Source organism: Acidithrix sp. C25 (assembly GCF_904848545.2).
In genome coordinates this window covers 78,551-93,568 of record NZ_CAJHCI020000010.1, presented here as the reverse complement: position 1 = coordinate 93,568, position 15,018 = coordinate 78,551, and the positions used below count along the sequence as shown (strand labels likewise).

General features: G+C 47.0%; 10 protein-coding genes and 1 pseudogene. 8 read left to right on the top strand and 3 right to left on the bottom strand.

All coding sequences use genetic code 11. The features are described 5' to 3' along the window. Window positions 1-18: 18 nt before the first annotated feature. Entirely contained in the window at window positions 19-249 is a 231-nt protein-coding gene (locus tag ACIDITHRIX25_RS76265) for a hypothetical protein (RefSeq protein WP_152625972.1), read from the top strand. A gap of 903 nt (window positions 250-1,152) precedes the next feature. On the opposite strand, the pseudogene ACIDITHRIX25_RS76260 reads toward ACIDITHRIX25_RS76265, so the two are convergent. After that, window positions 1,153-2,252: pseudogene (locus ACIDITHRIX25_RS76260) on the bottom strand (IS630 family transposase). Between the two features lie 260 nt (window positions 2,253-2,512). Between ACIDITHRIX25_RS76260 and ACIDITHRIX25_RS76255 the strand changes: the two are divergent. After that, window positions 2,513-2,815, top strand: coding sequence for an AAA family ATPase (locus ACIDITHRIX25_RS76255; protein WP_201733010.1), 303 nt, complete (start codon window positions 2,513-2,515; stop codon window positions 2,813-2,815). 1,516 nt (window positions 2,816-4,331) lie between these two features. On the opposite strand, the gene rpsT is transcribed toward ACIDITHRIX25_RS76255, so the two are convergent. Next, complete coding sequence (gene rpsT / locus ACIDITHRIX25_RS76250) at window positions 4,332-4,601, bottom strand: 30S ribosomal protein S20 (protein ID WP_052606336.1); 270 nt, start codon at window positions 4,599-4,601, stop codon at window positions 4,332-4,334. Window positions 4,602-4,816: 215 nt separating this feature from the next. On the opposite strand from rpsT, the gene lepA reads away from it, so the two are divergent. The 5 genes from lepA to ACIDITHRIX25_RS76225 all read left to right on the top strand — a co-directional run bounded on the left by lepA (window position 4,817) and on the right by ACIDITHRIX25_RS76225 (window position 12,144). Further along, on the top strand, window positions 4,817-6,607 hold the full coding sequence (lepA, locus tag ACIDITHRIX25_RS76245; RefSeq protein WP_201733009.1) for a translation elongation factor 4: 1,791 nt from the start codon (window positions 4,817-4,819) through the stop codon (window positions 6,605-6,607). Window positions 6,608-6,662: 55 nt separating this feature from the next. Beyond that, a complete protein-coding gene (locus ACIDITHRIX25_RS76240) occupies window positions 6,663-7,838 on the top strand; it encodes a cytochrome P450 (protein WP_052606338.1) in 1,176 nt (391 codons plus the stop codon). 148 nt (window positions 7,839-7,986) lie between these two features. Next, window positions 7,987-9,396, top strand: a complete 1,410-nt coding sequence (locus tag ACIDITHRIX25_RS76235; protein WP_283770421.1) for a cryptochrome/photolyase family protein — start codon at window positions 7,987-7,989, stop codon at window positions 9,394-9,396. A gap of 1,756 nt (window positions 9,397-11,152) precedes the next feature. Further along, window positions 11,153-11,569 carry a GNAT family N-acetyltransferase gene (locus ACIDITHRIX25_RS76230; RefSeq protein WP_052606340.1) on the top strand — a complete coding sequence of 139 codons (417 nt, stop codon included), beginning with the start codon at window positions 11,153-11,155 and terminating at the stop codon, window positions 11,567-11,569. 332 nt (window positions 11,570-11,901) lie between these two features. Further along, entirely contained in the window at window positions 11,902-12,144 is a 243-nt protein-coding gene (locus ACIDITHRIX25_RS76225; RefSeq protein ID WP_249685718.1) for a hypothetical protein, read from the top strand. 332 nt (window positions 12,145-12,476) lie between these two features. Here the strand turns inward: ACIDITHRIX25_RS76225 and ACIDITHRIX25_RS76220 are convergent, their stop codons facing one another. Continuing rightward, on the bottom strand, window positions 12,477-13,301 hold the full coding sequence (locus ACIDITHRIX25_RS76220) for an FTR1 family iron permease (RefSeq protein WP_201733007.1): 825 nt from the start codon (window positions 13,299-13,301) through the stop codon (window positions 12,477-12,479). 473 nt (window positions 13,302-13,774) lie between these two features. Between ACIDITHRIX25_RS76220 and ACIDITHRIX25_RS76215 the strand changes: the two genes are divergently transcribed. After that, entirely contained in the window at window positions 13,775-14,605 is an 831-nt protein-coding gene (locus tag ACIDITHRIX25_RS76215; protein WP_052606344.1) for a glycosyltransferase, read from the top strand. The last annotated feature ends 413 nt before the right edge of the window (window positions 14,606-15,018 follow it).

The following is a 15,018-nucleotide window of genomic DNA, read 5'->3' as shown; positions in this document are numbered from 1 at the left end:
GGTCTTTGCAACAGCGAGGTGGACGATGTCAACAGAGAAGACGCTGACGCCCTCCATTCGGAGATTTCCTTCCGAGGAAGTTGGTTGACGCTAGCCGTCGGTGTTGGAGTGGGCATCAAAGCGGGCTCGGATCTCGGGAGCGCGTTGATGCCCGGGTTCTCGGCTGCTTCCGTGGAACCGTGCCCGTGCCCAAAAGCAGCTCACCGTAGCTATAGGCTCGATCCAATGCTCCGGCATGCCTGGCGATGACACAACGAAGCTGGGAGAGTTGGAGCTCGGCGTAAAATCCGTTGCCGTTGCAGTGGCGAATATTTCACTTTGTCTTGTCTATCTACTCCAGTAATATGTTTCCACCCATTCCGGAAACCCTTTACCGCTTCTTTGAAGTAGGTAAATGCGAGAAACTTGCAAGTGGATCGAATGTCTTGATCCACTTGCAAAGAGCGAGGATTGAAAAGAAAGAGAAGATGGTTCTTGGAACCATTGGTGATTAGAAATTGTTTCAAGGATCCTTTTTTTGACCAACTTGCAGCAAGATATTTTTGACCCATCTCGCCCATTCGTGGTACTTCTTCCAAGCAGATTGAGATATCGCTTATTTTAGAGTTTTTAATTCTCTTGGGTCAAAGTCGACTTCGGTCGGGGATAAGTTAGATGACGCATCTGATTGACTTTTGATGATTGCTTCGTCGTGTCAATTAGATTTTTCGAATTGCTGAACTATTTAGGTTGTCGAAAGCTTGGCCGTCTTTGAGGATTAGTTCACATACGTCCGTTTAACTGTCCAGTCAACTCGACCTTCAGAGGTATTCGGGTCCTGATGCGCGTCAGGGAGAAGTCTTGGTTTTAGGGTACTTCTCATTACCGTCAAATGGTGGCAAAAGCTTAAGCCTCGGATTGTCTCTGACGTCCACCTTTCTCGACAAGACGACGGTAATGAGGTTTTGTGAATGATGCTGGGTAGTTTTATATCGAAAAAGCCGATACCGCAAATCTGCGAATTTTGTTGGTTAAATCGGCGAACCAGAATTAGAATCAGCTCTTGTTACGAATTGCTTGCCCTTCCAAAACTAGTGTCCTTGAGGCTCTTGAACATACTCGGATTGTAGTAGTGGAGGGTACTAGTGTCCCCTCTCATAAGTTCCCTGAGTTCTAGTTCCCCAGATACTTTGCCATCGATGCGAATATCTCGTCAGCTGTCTTTACCCACCTAAATGGTGTTGGGTCTTGGTTCCAGCGCTCTGCCCAGGTGTTGATCGAAGCAACGAGTTGCTTTTGTGACTTATGGGTGGATCTGTGGAGCATTTTGGTAGTCAGTTCCGAGAACCATCTCTCAACCAGGTTCATCCACGAGGAGTAGGTGGGTGTAAAATGGAAGTGGAATCTGGGGTTTTTTATGAGCCAGGCCCGTACAGCATCGGTTTTATGCGTTGCATAATTGTCCAGGATGACGTGGACTTCGAGTTCTTTTGGAACTTCTTTTTTCACCTGATCCAAAAAGGCTATGAACTCGATCGCCCGATGAGCCTTTGTGGTGTTGGTGATCACCTTGCCAGAGGCAACATCAAGTGCTGCAAAGAGATTTGTTGTGCCGTTGCGTTTGTAGTCATGTGTTTGCCGCTCTGGAACAAAAGGTCTCATGGGAAGCAGTGGCTGGGTTCTATCCAACGCCTGGATCTGTGTCTTTTCGTCAATACATAGTACCAGTGCAGCATCAGGGGGATTGAGATAGATCCCAGTTATGTCGCGGACTTTTCGGTAAAGGCCGGATCGGTACTGATGTTGAAGTATCCCAAGACATGGGGCTTGAGGCCAAAGGTTCTCCAGATACGTGAGATGCTCGCTGGTGATACCCCGATCCGCTTGGACATTGAAGACGTCGACCACTGGGTAGCAAGCGGGGGCTCTTCTTCCAAAGTGATCCTTAGAATCTCGGCGATCTTTTCGTCATCAATGCTTCTCGGTTTTCCACTTCTCGGTGCGTCATCGAGAAGTTCCACTCCGTAGTTGATAAAACGCCGCTTCCATTTGCATACCGTCTCTGTAGATATCTGAAGTCTTTGCGCGATCTCGTTGGTTCCAACCCCTTCGTTACTCCATAGGGCAATGCTGGCCCTTGCCACCTGTCCTATGGGAGCTGTGGACTTTCTTACCACTGCTTCTAATTCGCTACGTTCTTTGGGACTGAGCGGAACCACCGAAGCTTGTCGTCCAGATCTCTTCTTGGGCGGCTTGCTCTGGTTGGCATCAATGTTTGGCTCCTCTGAAACGGTGTGACTTAGCATCGTTCTCCCTTGCAAGGTTATGTCCTTACCAAGGAGAACAACCTTACGAAGGGATTAATTCCTCAGTTTCAGGGAACTTATGAGAGGGGACACTAGGAGACTATTGCGCAATTCATAGATCGACTCTTTCGGGTGGTATCTTTTGACTCAGAATGCAGTTGCTATACCTTATCTAGCATTAAGTGAGGAGCTTTAAATCCAAAACAGCTAAAGATCTACTTTTGCAATTGTCTCCTAGACAGGTAGGTAAAACCACACTGATCAAGGAGATCATCGATACTCGAGGCGGACGATTTGTCACGTTCGACGATATAGTTGCAGCCATTGGTGCCCGAGAAGACCCGGTTGGATTCGTGGACTCAGACCCAAATCGCCTGCTGACAATTGATGAAGTTCAACGTGTTCCAGGGTTAATATTAGCCCTAAAGTATATAGGTGACCGTGACACTCGCCCGGGTAGATTCCTATTGACCGGATTGGCCAACCTGCTAAAGTTATCGGCTATGCGGACAAGTTCGTGGGCGTACTGAGGGTATCGAACTTTACGGCATTAGCCAGGGCTAACTCGTAGAACACACGGTAAAGTTCATTGATAGGCTTCTTTCTCGGGATCGTTTCACAAACTGCACCAGTCAACTTAACCGAAGTGATTATCTCAACCTGGCGATTATCGGCAGTTACCCTGAAACGATCGCCCGGCCGACGCCGTAATCGTTGAATCGATAATTGTAGGGCGACGCTTTGGTTGATTACTATGGGGGTGTAGAGCGTCACTGGAGCTGATGATGCTGTGGGGGCGACCGCGTAGCCGCCCGAAGCCGATCTGGCATGCGATACTGAAATTTCCCAACGAACTTTAACTACTTACTTGGAGTTACTGCAGACGCTCTATCTAACTCAGCAGATTCTAGCTTCGAACACTAATCTAACTAAGGGAAGTTTTCTCCAAACCAAAGGTATCGCCTCTCGATAAGGGCTTAGCCGCGCGGCTATTCAACCTATAGTCGAAAGGAGGTTCGCTCGAGGCTAACCCAAATGCAGAGGGTGGATTGATCGAGAGTTTTGTCGTCAGTGAAATCAGACGTCAACTCACATGGAGCCAGGAGGCAGCCAGGCTTGCACACTTTGATGACCAGTGCCGTCGGTGAGGTAGACCTGGTCCTTGAGATGCCCGACGAAAGCTAGGCCGGCATGGAAGCGACGATATATTTTCAAGCTGCAGCTTTTGGCTTGTTGATCCCATTTGCACACGTGACAAGGTCGATAAGAGAACTGAGAATGTTAAGTGCTTTTTGAGTTATGGGATGACCTTGCACTACTCGCCCAAGAGTGCGTCATAAAGACTAAATTACCATTCGATAACTTCGCACAAGCTTTTTCTTGTAAAAGAATTATGAATGCGGAAACCGCATCTGATTGTATTTTCGAGAATTTTATTTTATTTGCTAAGGATACGAAGGAAGCGTCACTGCTAGTTGCTCAATTCGTATTAAACTTCGACCAACATAAACAATCCATGATTTTCAATAGCACTCCAGTAGTGGTTCTTTTAGACAATGGCGATCTCTATCTATGAAAATAGATTACGGGTTCAAGGTTTTATTCTCAAGAATAAAATAGCGGGGAAATGCGGTGCAGTTTTGGTTGGTTGATCTTTTTCCGGATGAGAGCAAGCAGCCTAAGTTGACAGCGTTGAGCAGGCCGTTATGAGATTTTGAGGTAGTCACTTGGTGTCTCAAGTTGAATCTCTTGGTATGGATGGATCCGATACCAAGGTTTGGTTGAATTGCCATGAGTTCGCACGGTATCCTTGATCTCTGTGGCCCAGGCGAGATTGCGGGCCTTGATTTTAGACCTCGGCGAGCTGGGTAACATCAAATTTTAGGATTTCAGGTATCAAAGATAACGCTACCTCTATTGGCTAAATCTTGAAACGGCCCCTATACCGAAGCCAATTTTAAACCAATAGCGATAACGCTATCTTTGCGTAATTGTAATGGTTCTTGCTGGATCTCTTTGGAAAACACTAGAGATCCAACCGAGCTATCAATCGGTTTGGCTAATTTTAGCGATCTGCGCCATTAGGCGTGACTTGCGTCGCGATGCCTGATTCTTGTGAATGATACCCTTGGTAACTGCTTTGTCAAGCTTGGAAATCGCAGTTCGAAGCGTTTGCTCCGACTTTTCCGCGTTACTTTGGGCGTCTGCGATTGCTACCTTAACACGAGTCTTGAGCTCAGATTTTAGGGCCTTGTTCCTAGAGTGTGCCACTTCGTTCTGCTTATTGCGCTTGATCTGGCTCTTGATATTTGCCATGTTTACCTCAGTTGTCGTTATGTCTAAAAACTATCGCTTCGAAAGATGGCTTTGCGTGAATCCAGCCCAAGGTAGGATTTGGCGTTTGGCCACATATAGGTATGAATATTGAGCGAACCGCACTATTTTCAACTACCTACATCTATTGCGAACAACTTAGTTTAGCGCTAATGGATCATAAATGCGCCGAAAGAACCTAGTCTGATTGTTCAGAAATGGTAGAAATTAATAAGATTCGCAATCTTTCAATAATTGCACATATAGATCACGGTAAGTCAACTCTCTCAGATCGAATTCTGGAGCTGACTAAAGCCGTCGACCCCAGAGAGATGCGCGAGCAGTATCTCGACTCGATGGATATTGAGCGCGAACGAGGCATAACCATAAAAGCCCAGAATGTGAGGGTAAATTGGAACGGACATATTCTTCATCTGATCGATACGCCCGGCCACGTTGACTTTGGTTATGAGGTAAGTCGATCATTGGCGGCCTGCGAGGGAGTGGTATTGCTGGTGGATGCGTCTCAAGGGATTGAGGCACAGACCTTGGCGAACTGCTACTTAGCGATCGAAAATGATCTCGAGATTGTCGCGGCGCTAAATAAGATTGACCTTCCCGCTGCGGACCCCGATCGTTATGCCGCCGAGATTGAAAACGTATTAGGAATCCCAGCGGATTCAATACTTAGGGTCTCAGGAAAGACTGGCGTGGGGGTAGATGCTCTTTTGGATGCCGTTGTCGAGAGAATTCCCCCTCCAAAGGGAGACCCAAATGATCCTTTGCGTGCTCTGATATTCGATTCCATCTACGATCAATATAGAGGTGTCGTCTCTTCTATAAGAGTAATGGACGGCACTCTGCATGCCAATGATAGATTGCGGTTTCTTCAGGCTGGAACGCTACAGAGCGTCGAAGAGATTGGTGTTCGTACTCCGGTTCAGGTACCTGTGGAAAAGCTCGGACCTGGAGAGGTTGGATACCTTATAACCGGGCTAAAGGATATCGGCCAAGCACGTTCCGGAGAGACGATAACAACGGCTGAAAAGGGGGCTACGGTCGCTCTAGATGGCTATTTGCATCCAAAGCCTATGGTCTTTTGCGGATTGTATCCCATCGATGGTGATGAATTTGAAGATCTTAGGGAATCCTTGGAAAAGCTGCGTCTGAACGATGCCTCATTTACCTATGAGCCAGAGTCGTCATTGGCGCTGGGGTTTGGTTTTCGGTGTGGGTTTTTGGGGCTACTACATATGGAGATCGTTAGGGAGCGTTTAGAACGGGAGTTCGGCTTAAGTTTGATAGCGACGGCACCATCGGTTGAGTATATGGTTACCGTTGCTGGATCGGTTGACGCAGTTTTGGTGGACAATCCTTCAGAGATGCCGGCCGCTCAATCGATAATAGCAATTTCAGAACCATTTCTCAAGATCAACGTCTTAACTCCAAGCGAATACACCGGCACCATCATGGAGCTTTGCCAAAGTCGGCGAGGCGAGATGGTTAATGTCAACTACATCTCACCTGAGCGTGTCGAGATGATCTATAGAATTCCACTTGCTGAAGTAGTGATGGACTTCTTTGATGCCCTTAAGTCCCGAACCAAAGGATATGCCAGCTTAGATTACGAATCTGATGGTTATGCGCCATCAGATTTAGTCAAGGTCGATATCTTGTTGAATTCGACTCCCGTGGACGCCTTTTCTGCAATTATTCATAAGTCAAAGTCATATGACTACGGACGAAAAATGACCACAAAGCTTCGCGAGTTGATACCTAGGCAGCTATTTGACGTTCCGATTCAGGCAGCTGTTGGCGGTCGAATCATTGCTCGTGAGACAGTGAAAGCGCGCCGTAAGGATGTCCTTGCTAAATGTTATGGTGGCGATATCTCTCGTAAGAGAAAGCTGCTCGAAAAGCAGAAAGAGGGTAAAAAGAAGATGAAGAATATTGGAAGGGTAGAGGTCCCTCAGGAGGCATTCATCTCCGCACTGCGCCTCGACGATTAGAACGGCGACATGGAGTAAGTCTTTTATCTTGTTGGGTGGCGTAAGATAAAAGACTATGATCCAAAATCCACTTGATATCGTTCAGCTCTTGGCCGGCGATTCAAAGGTGCGCGAGAATCCTTTTCCAATCTACGACATGGCCCGTTCGATGGGAGAGGTAATCCCTGTAATGGAACGGTTTTACTTAGCCACCTCCTTTTTTGCATGCGATAGCGTGCTTCGTAACCACAGCTTTGGCAAGCGAGCAGATTCGATAGAACAGGCACGACCTCTAATCTTTGATTCCAAGTATCCGCCGTCGATGCTCTTTCAGGATCCGCCGAACCACACCAGATTAAGGCGATCGGTCACGACGTTTTTCACACCCTCAAAGATCTCTGGTCTAGAGCCATTGATTCGTGAAACTACTAGGAGCGCCTTATCGTCAATGGTCAAAGATGGAGGAGGAGATATCGTCTCAAAGGTGGCTCTAGAGATACCGATTTCTGTGATTTCAGCGATGTTGGGGGTCGATAGAGGTGAGCGGTCGAACTTGGCCCAAGAGGTCGCCATCGTTGCAGCCAGTTTGGATATCGGAGAGCGCGTTCGACAAGGTGACCGCCAAGAGCTAATTGATGCTGGAAGTAACCTGTTGTCTTTTTTTGATGAGCTTATTCAATCTGACCTAGAAAAGACCAGATTGCTTACATCCCTAATGGAAGGCGATAGTCCTCTTGATGGTAAAGAGACCGCCGTAATGGCACTTTTGCTCTTCATGGCAGGATTTGAAACTACCGCCAATCTCCTTTCAAGCATGGCCTATCGCCTGGGTACCGATGATGAGGTGTATTCGAAAGTAGGGGGTTTTAACGACCTTTTGCCAAGGGCGGTAGACGAATTTTTGCGTCTCGACTCTCCGGTTCAACTAGACGGTAGGGTGGTTCAATCTGAGGTGACGATCGCCGGCGTCGAATTAGAGGTTGGAAGTTTTATCCTGACGTTGCTAGGTGGGGCAAATCGAGATCCATCCGTCTTTGAAGATCCGAACGCTTTTAGGCTAGATCGGTCGAATTCCTCGCTTATCTCCTTTGGTGCTGGTATCCATCATTGTGTTGGTGCGACACTTGCTCGACGTGAGGGTGCGATCTTTTTAGAGGAGTTACTGAAATTGCCGACTTATGAGGTGGTTTCGGCTAAGGCGAAGAGCTCGTTGACCCTGCGAGGTTTCGAATCCATAGAAGTAAAGTTTTAACAAGATAGTTATCAACCACTAAACCTTGACCGTGGCTTCGAAAAGGCGCGATGCTAAGGTCAATTCGTACGATCAAAGTTGAATTTGAGTATTGGAACTTTCCAGTGCCTCGTGGTGAGCCTGACAAGATTAACAGAAAGTTCACTGGATGCAAAAGGTGATTGTCTGGCTAAGGCGAGACTTGAGATTGAGCGATAACCGAGCCATGGCGGCGGCTTTGTCGCTACCTGATGCGGTTGTCTACCCCTATTTTGTTTTTTCACCCAAGTTGTTAGAGAAGACCTCTCCTGTTCGTTCGTCTTATTTGGCTGGTGTGGTCAGGGACCTCGATGGAGATCTCGATGGTCGACTCAATTTGGATTGGGGCGATCCTGTTGGGTCACTCGTCTCTTTCGCGCTTGAGATTGGCGCCACAAAGGTCTATGCAACTAAAGAGTTCTCGCCGCTAGGACGGACGCGCGATGAAGCTGTTGGACTGAAGCTCAGGTTAAATGGTATTCAATTTTTACTAGGAGATTCGCCATATTTGATCTCACCCGGAAAGATCAATCGTCAGAGTGGTGGATGGTACAAGGTGTTTACTCCCTATTACCGTGCTGCGTTGTCCCATGGATTCGAACTTCCTTTCGATATTCGATTTGATCCAAATAGGTTCTCAAACCGAGTTCTCTTTCATCGCCAGGCTGAGGCATACCTTGAAGGTTCCGATTGCTTTGATAGGAAGCGGTTCCCTACCAAAGCTTCATTTGTGTTGGAGGCCTTTTCGACCTTTGTGGAGGAAAAATTAAGTCACTACAGCATTGGTCGCAATAGTCCATCGACCGAGAATACCTCCGTCGTTTCACCAGCTCTTCGCTTTGGAGTGGTACATCCCCGCCAACTCGCGTACTTGGCCTCTGGCCAGGAGGGTGGCTCTGACTATATTCGCGAGCTTTTTTGGCGAGATTTTTACGCCCAGGTCTTGTTGAACAATCCAGAGAGCGCATGGAAGAACCTTAATGAACAGTTTGATCAACTTGTTTATGATGAAATAGACGAGGCAACGACGCGCTCGCGCTTGCAAGCATGGAAATTAGGGCTTACCGGATATCCCATTGTCGATGCCGGCATGCGTCAGCTGCTTGCGACGGGCTGGATGCACAATAGGTCAAGAATGATCACTGCGTCGTTTTTGATCAAGGATCTGCACGTTCCATGGCAGGTTGGTGCCCGCTACTTTATGGAGCATCTCATTGATGGAGATTTGGCCTCGAATAACCACTCTTGGCAGTGGGTGGCTGGTTCGGGTACAGATGCAGCCCCCTATTTTCGAATCTTCAATCCCGTGCTTCAATCTAAAAAGTTTGATCCCAACGGAGACTATATAAAAACATGGATCAAGGAGTTGGCGGAGATCCCGAGCCGATTTGTGCACGATCCCTCTGAAGCCAAGCGTCTCGGTCTTATTGGGGAAGCCTCTTATCCGTCGCCGATCGTTGATCACGCCTTAGAGAGGCAAATAACACTGGAGCGTTACGAGGCGATGAAGGTCGTTACCGCTTCGAACTCTGATGAATAGCCATCGACCCTTCGCTTTGACTTTTCGGCTTCTTCAACCATTGGATATTCATTTTTGGCTGCTCCAAGTTACTTCAAATTCACATGGCAACCCATTACAGCGTTATCTATCTCAAAGCTAGCCGGAGGACCACTGTTCTTGTGGTTTGCGTATTAGCCGAGGAACTGAGGTTTTCACTCGATATGCTAAAGAAGTTGTTCAACCAGGAACGGCTAAGGTAAATCCATGCTTGGACATTTGGAGGAAAGTGGTGCTTGAGCCAATCAGTCTTAGACGAATTCATCATGTGTATACCGAAGTCCGATTTTATTAGCGGATGCTAGATCGCACTAAGATTCACTCTTGATCCATAAATTGTCAGATATTGACGTATTAACAGCTGTAAGTGCTGTAATAATGCTAACAAAATGTTTTTCTGCTTAGGTTTTAAGAATGAGGAGCTTCAATACAGCAGTCGCTATTTGAAGAGTCGGGGAGCGCTCCGGCGGTATCGCGAGAGTTAGCATTGGCACTTTTGCGTTTCGCTGATTCTGGTATTGACGATGTACAAATTAGCGAATTTAAAATAGATGGGTCGCGGGAAACTCGCCAAGTACATGTTAACCCCCGAAAACAGTTGCGATTGATACATCGTGTGCTAGGCGAAGAAATAGCTTTTGATTTTGAAGAAGCATTAGTTGGAACTCAAATGTGATTCTCTCTCATTGGGCCTACTCTAAGAGCCTTAGGCGGAGGCCAAATTCTTATCTTTGATGAGATCGATTTGAGTTTTCATCCAAGATTATCAGCACGTTTGGTGAAACTATTTCAAGATCCCGAGATTAACCCCCCCCCAAAAAAAAAGGTGCTCAGCTGATCTTCACCTCCCACGATACCAGTCTTCTAAACCACCTAAATCGTGATGAAGCCTGGCTAACCGAAAAGGGTGAGAGTGGTGCGATTACTTTGACCGCTCTGGTGGAATATGGTGGAGACAAAGTTAGGAGATCCTTAAACTCGGAAAGAGCGTATCTGCAAGGAAGATTTGGCGCAGTTCCTGAAATTGACCAGTTCGCGCTTCGTCAGGCGATTGGACTGGTTTCGACCGGTGACTAGATCTCAAAGAACCAAGGGTACCGGAGGAAACTCTCTCAAGCGCCGGGTGGAAGTTCGCAAACCTCGATGATTGTTTCTCATATTTTACGAAGGGGTTAAGGACCGAGCCGGAGTATCTTGAAGCACCAAAGTCGCAACCGTGGGTACGTGATAGTGTGGCAGTCACCTTACAGGTGCAAGATGGACTGACGCAGTGTCGAATCATCATTGTCTAATTGAGAGTTCCTCACTGCAGTAATCCTTAGTGCATCGGCAATCTCAGGTCGCTGGTAATGGCGGCACAGAGGAGAGTTTGCCAACCTGACTCATCATCGGCGCGCTAAATTACTACTTTTCTAGCATGACATAACCAACGCGAGAGTCACGGCAGAAAAACTTTCTCAAATTTCACTCATTTTCGGGCCTGGTTGCTCTCAGCTACTGGCAAACTTGACTAGACGTAGCTAGCTACAATCACTCCGGCGACAACCCACTTACCTAGAGCACATCTCCAATTGCGAGTCCAAACTAATCGGACAGCTGGTAAATATAAACAACGACATAATGTCTCTTTATGCTGGTCAATGGGACTTGAATCCAGTACTGACAGGTTGAACCGGGGAGAATCGAAGTACGATAACGGGTATACAGCTTATTTCGGAAGGCTAGTTAGGCTGAGCGTGTGCGGAGTCCTATCGAGTTCAGAGAATACGAAGAAGGTGATCTCGATGGTGTGATTGCCTTGTGTAGTCAAGAGAGCTGGACCTCCTATGCCGACGACAGGGATCGAGCGCGGGAAGTCTTCGCCGCGCCCGGGGTGGTCGCCGTGGTTGCCACTGCTTCCAGGCATATTATTGGGTTCGCCTACTTCCAAACCGATAGAGCGATACAAGCTCACCTGTCTCTTCTCGTTGTAGAACAGACCTTTCGCAGACTCGGTGTCGCCAAGGGAATCATATCCTACGCGTTCCCGTTGCTTGGGGCTACGAGAGTCGATCTAATTACCGATACCGCCGAAACCTTCTATCGCTCTCTTTCCCACAAGGCGGAGTCGGGCTTCCGGCTCTATCCACCTAGGACATCCACTAACGACATGTAAGCGAGGTAGGTTCTCTTTGGCGATGAGAACCGATCCGATTTTATTAATGACCAGTTATGGTGGACGCTAGACATATGCCGGGCCGTCTTGCTGCTGGAGGGCAATGGGTGTCGTTCTGCCCGGATGGTTGAGAGTTTTGCCTCGCTCGACACAGCTACCAATTCGTGTCAAAAAAAAGTTACGGAATCCTGAACAACTATGAATGTTCTCGACAAATACTGAATAAGTTACCCGCTCTGAGCTGCGTTGATATAAACTCATGACCCTTATTTAAGAACCCAAGAGCCAACTATCCACATATTGGAATTGACCCAATCTGTGGAATTTATGTAGTGTTCGACGCTAGCGCCATTATTGCAATTTATATGGCATCAACTACTACTTTTGTTGTAATAGTTGCCGAGTTAACTTCCAAAAGCTACATATCTGATCGAGGCGGAATCCTTGCCTCCGCATGGAGCCTCGAACTGTTGATGCGGTTTTTTTGCAACCACACTCAGAGATTAGCGACACTGGGAAAACCAGGTACTAAGGGAAAACCAGGTGCCAAAGCGACCACTTCGAGCAATCAATAGTATTGATTTGGCAAGAAGATGGCGCTTTTCTTGGCCAAATCTTTTTTGGAAGTGTGTTTGTGTTGCCAGCAACCTGTTTTTGACCCACCCCACTTATTCGTGGTAGTGCTTTTGAGCATATAGAGATATCGCTGATTGTAGATTTTTGAATTCTCTTGGGTAGGTCGATCCATGAGAAACCGCAATTAGCTAGATTTTGCCGGCACCAAAATGTCAAAAAACTATTAATCGAAAAACTAAGCAAACGTGCCAACTATCCTGACACTCACCGCTATGGACAACCTCGTATCTAGGTCGTAAACCTATCTAATTCAGAGGATCTGAGATTGCGATCAGAGCGCTTTTTTAGTCATTTTCGTATGAGTTAATCGAATGTAGATTGTCATAACGGTAACTAGATAAGTGATCCAAACAATGCCTTGTAGGACTGTGGGTGTTGAAGCGTATCCAAAAAAGCTATGGACGATATCACCGAGAGTTGAAGAGTCGGGTAAAAGCGACGAAGAGTTCCACATCGTCTCTCGAAGTAGAGGGAGATATCCCAGACTCTGGAGGTTTTCCGCTGCGTCCACCAAAAGCCCAGCGCCAAATGCCATGAGTGCGATCCCAAGTATTCGAAACGCTTTAGCTATATCTAGCTTTTTTCCAAGGCGATAGATCGAAAAAGCAAAGGCTAAAGAAGCAAGTAACCCAATTGCACCGCCAATAATGGCGCCCTTCGCGCTGGTAGCAAAGACGATTGCAAGAGTAAAAACCATCGCTTCGAGAGCTTCGCGCCCCACAGCTTGGGCTGCCATTATCGCGATTCCTAGGCGTGCACCTCGCTCAAGGGCTTCATTGGTCTGTTTTTTTAGTTGTGTTGATACTTTTCTGGAGTGACTGGTCATCCAAAATGTCATATAGGTCATTACGCCTGCGGCGATGAGGTATGTGACCGTCTCGAATTGGGTTTGAAGGCGTGTTCCCGCGTAATCTTTAAGGGTCAGGTAAATTACTGTTCCAGCTATTAGAGCAAAGGCTAGCGCAACGCTCACGCCTAAAATGACGTCTTTGAAGTTTTCCCTTTTCCCGATCTTGTCAAGGTAGGCGAGAAGGATCGCAACGATTAGAGATGCTTCAATCCCCTCACGTAGAAAGATTACGAGCGTTGCCAGCAAACAGACCGCCTCGATTCATGATTGGCGACGTCAAAGGGTTTCTTGGATAGCCCTTTAGCCACATAGAGCGTATGAAATCGAAGATTCATTCCAAGAAGGATTCATAGTTTACACAAATTAGAGGGGCTGCTGGCTGCAATTGCGAGGTTGAGTGCCCTAGCTATCTCTTAGATCTTTTATTGAGTTTTGGTGGCTTGTTGAATTGATGGGGCTATGGATGGAGGAGGCCTACTGTTTTGATAGGCATAGAGTCTGATTCGACCAGGTGCGATAAGCGCCTAATAGTTCTTTGATTTTTCGCCGATAGTTGCTTGGTATCTTTGTGAGGGTAGCCTAGTTTCTTGCGTGCACTATTGAATTTTGAGTCTTGATGTGGTTTTGTGGCTTCTGGTACCCCCTAGGGTATGGTTTTAGGGATAATCGGTGACTCGAGATACGGAACTTCGAAATATTGGACTAGTCAAGGAGCGGTTTTGAAGGATAATGAGTATTCGCTAGCTGAAGAGATTGAGTCTCACGGCTATGTCATTGTTTCCTCGAACGCTATCCAGAAGTTTGTGCCTGAGGGCGAAGACGAAGTTCCTCTTATCTCGATTGTAACTCCGTTTTATAATCCGGGTGAGCATTTTGAAAGCGCTATTCGTGAGATGGTGAATGTTCTAGATAGCGTCGGCCTCTCATATGAGCTGATCGCGGTAAGCGACGGTTCGACTGATTCAAGTCCTTCCACCATCTCTAAGATCGGAATCTCTACCATCAAGGACGTATATCACCTGCGACGTCAAGGTAAAGGTGCTGCTCTTAGAACGGGTTTGGCGCTAGGTCGTGGAAAGTACCTTGGGTTCATCGATGCTGATGGGGATATCGATCCATCTGCACTTAGGGCATTCATTGGCACGGTCGCGCTTTATGAGCCTGATATTGTGCTTGGATCGAAGCGTCACCCAATGTCCAAAGTCGTATATCCTCCAATCCGGCGTCTCTATTCGGCAATGTATCAACTCTTGATTAAGGCTCTGTTCGGTTTGAGCATTCGAGATACCCAAACAGGAATCAAACTTGCTCGCCGTCAAGTAATTGAAGATGTTCTCCCACTGATGGTTGAAAAGCGGTTCGCATTCGATTTGGAGCTGTTTGTGGTGGCTCGCCGTTTGGGATATCGGAACTTTTTTGAAGCACCGGTGGTGATTCGGGAACGACTTACCTCTACGGTCAATAGCCGAGCAGTCTTCAATACCATCGTCGATACCTTTGCGATCTTTTATCGCGAGAGGATCTTGCACTTTTATGATAGGGTCACCTAAGACCTCAGGTGACGCTGTAGTTTTCATTGTCAACCTGGACTTGTAAGGTTGTCACATAGCATTTTGCTAACTATTTGTCACCTACTGGCTCTAGCGGAAGGATTATTGAAATCCCTAAATCTGAAGGAGGAGATTTCGGGTAGCTTTTCATTGTTCTCGATTCAATGGTTGATGTACGTCCAAAGTCTTTTAGTCGATCCCCAATGTAAGCTTTGTCTTTTGGTTTCCGCGGATATTTTGCCTGAAATCATAATTTGACTTACCATTTTTTGAGACGGTGTCGATATATTTTGACGGTGTCGCGATTGCTCAATCTGCCAGTACGGCGTTAGTGGGTTGTAGCAAGGTCACCAAACGAGCCATAAAACTCCGGAAAACTTTTAGCACTCGGTAAACTTAAGTGCTAGAAAACT

Coding starts and splice junctions, on each gene's coding strand:
- rpsT (WP_052606336.1), bottom strand. CDS start 4,601: ATGGCAAATATCAAGAGCCAGATCAAGCGCAATAAGCAGAACGAAGTG.
- lepA (WP_201733009.1), top strand. CDS start 4,817: ATGGTAGAAATTAATAAGATTCGCAATCTTTCAATAATTGCACATATA.
- ACIDITHRIX25_RS76240 (WP_052606338.1), top strand. CDS start 6,663: ATGATCCAAAATCCACTTGATATCGTTCAGCTCTTGGCCGGCGATTCA.
- ACIDITHRIX25_RS76235 (WP_283770421.1), top strand. CDS start 7,987: ATGCAAAAGGTGATTGTCTGGCTAAGGCGAGACTTGAGATTGAGCGAT.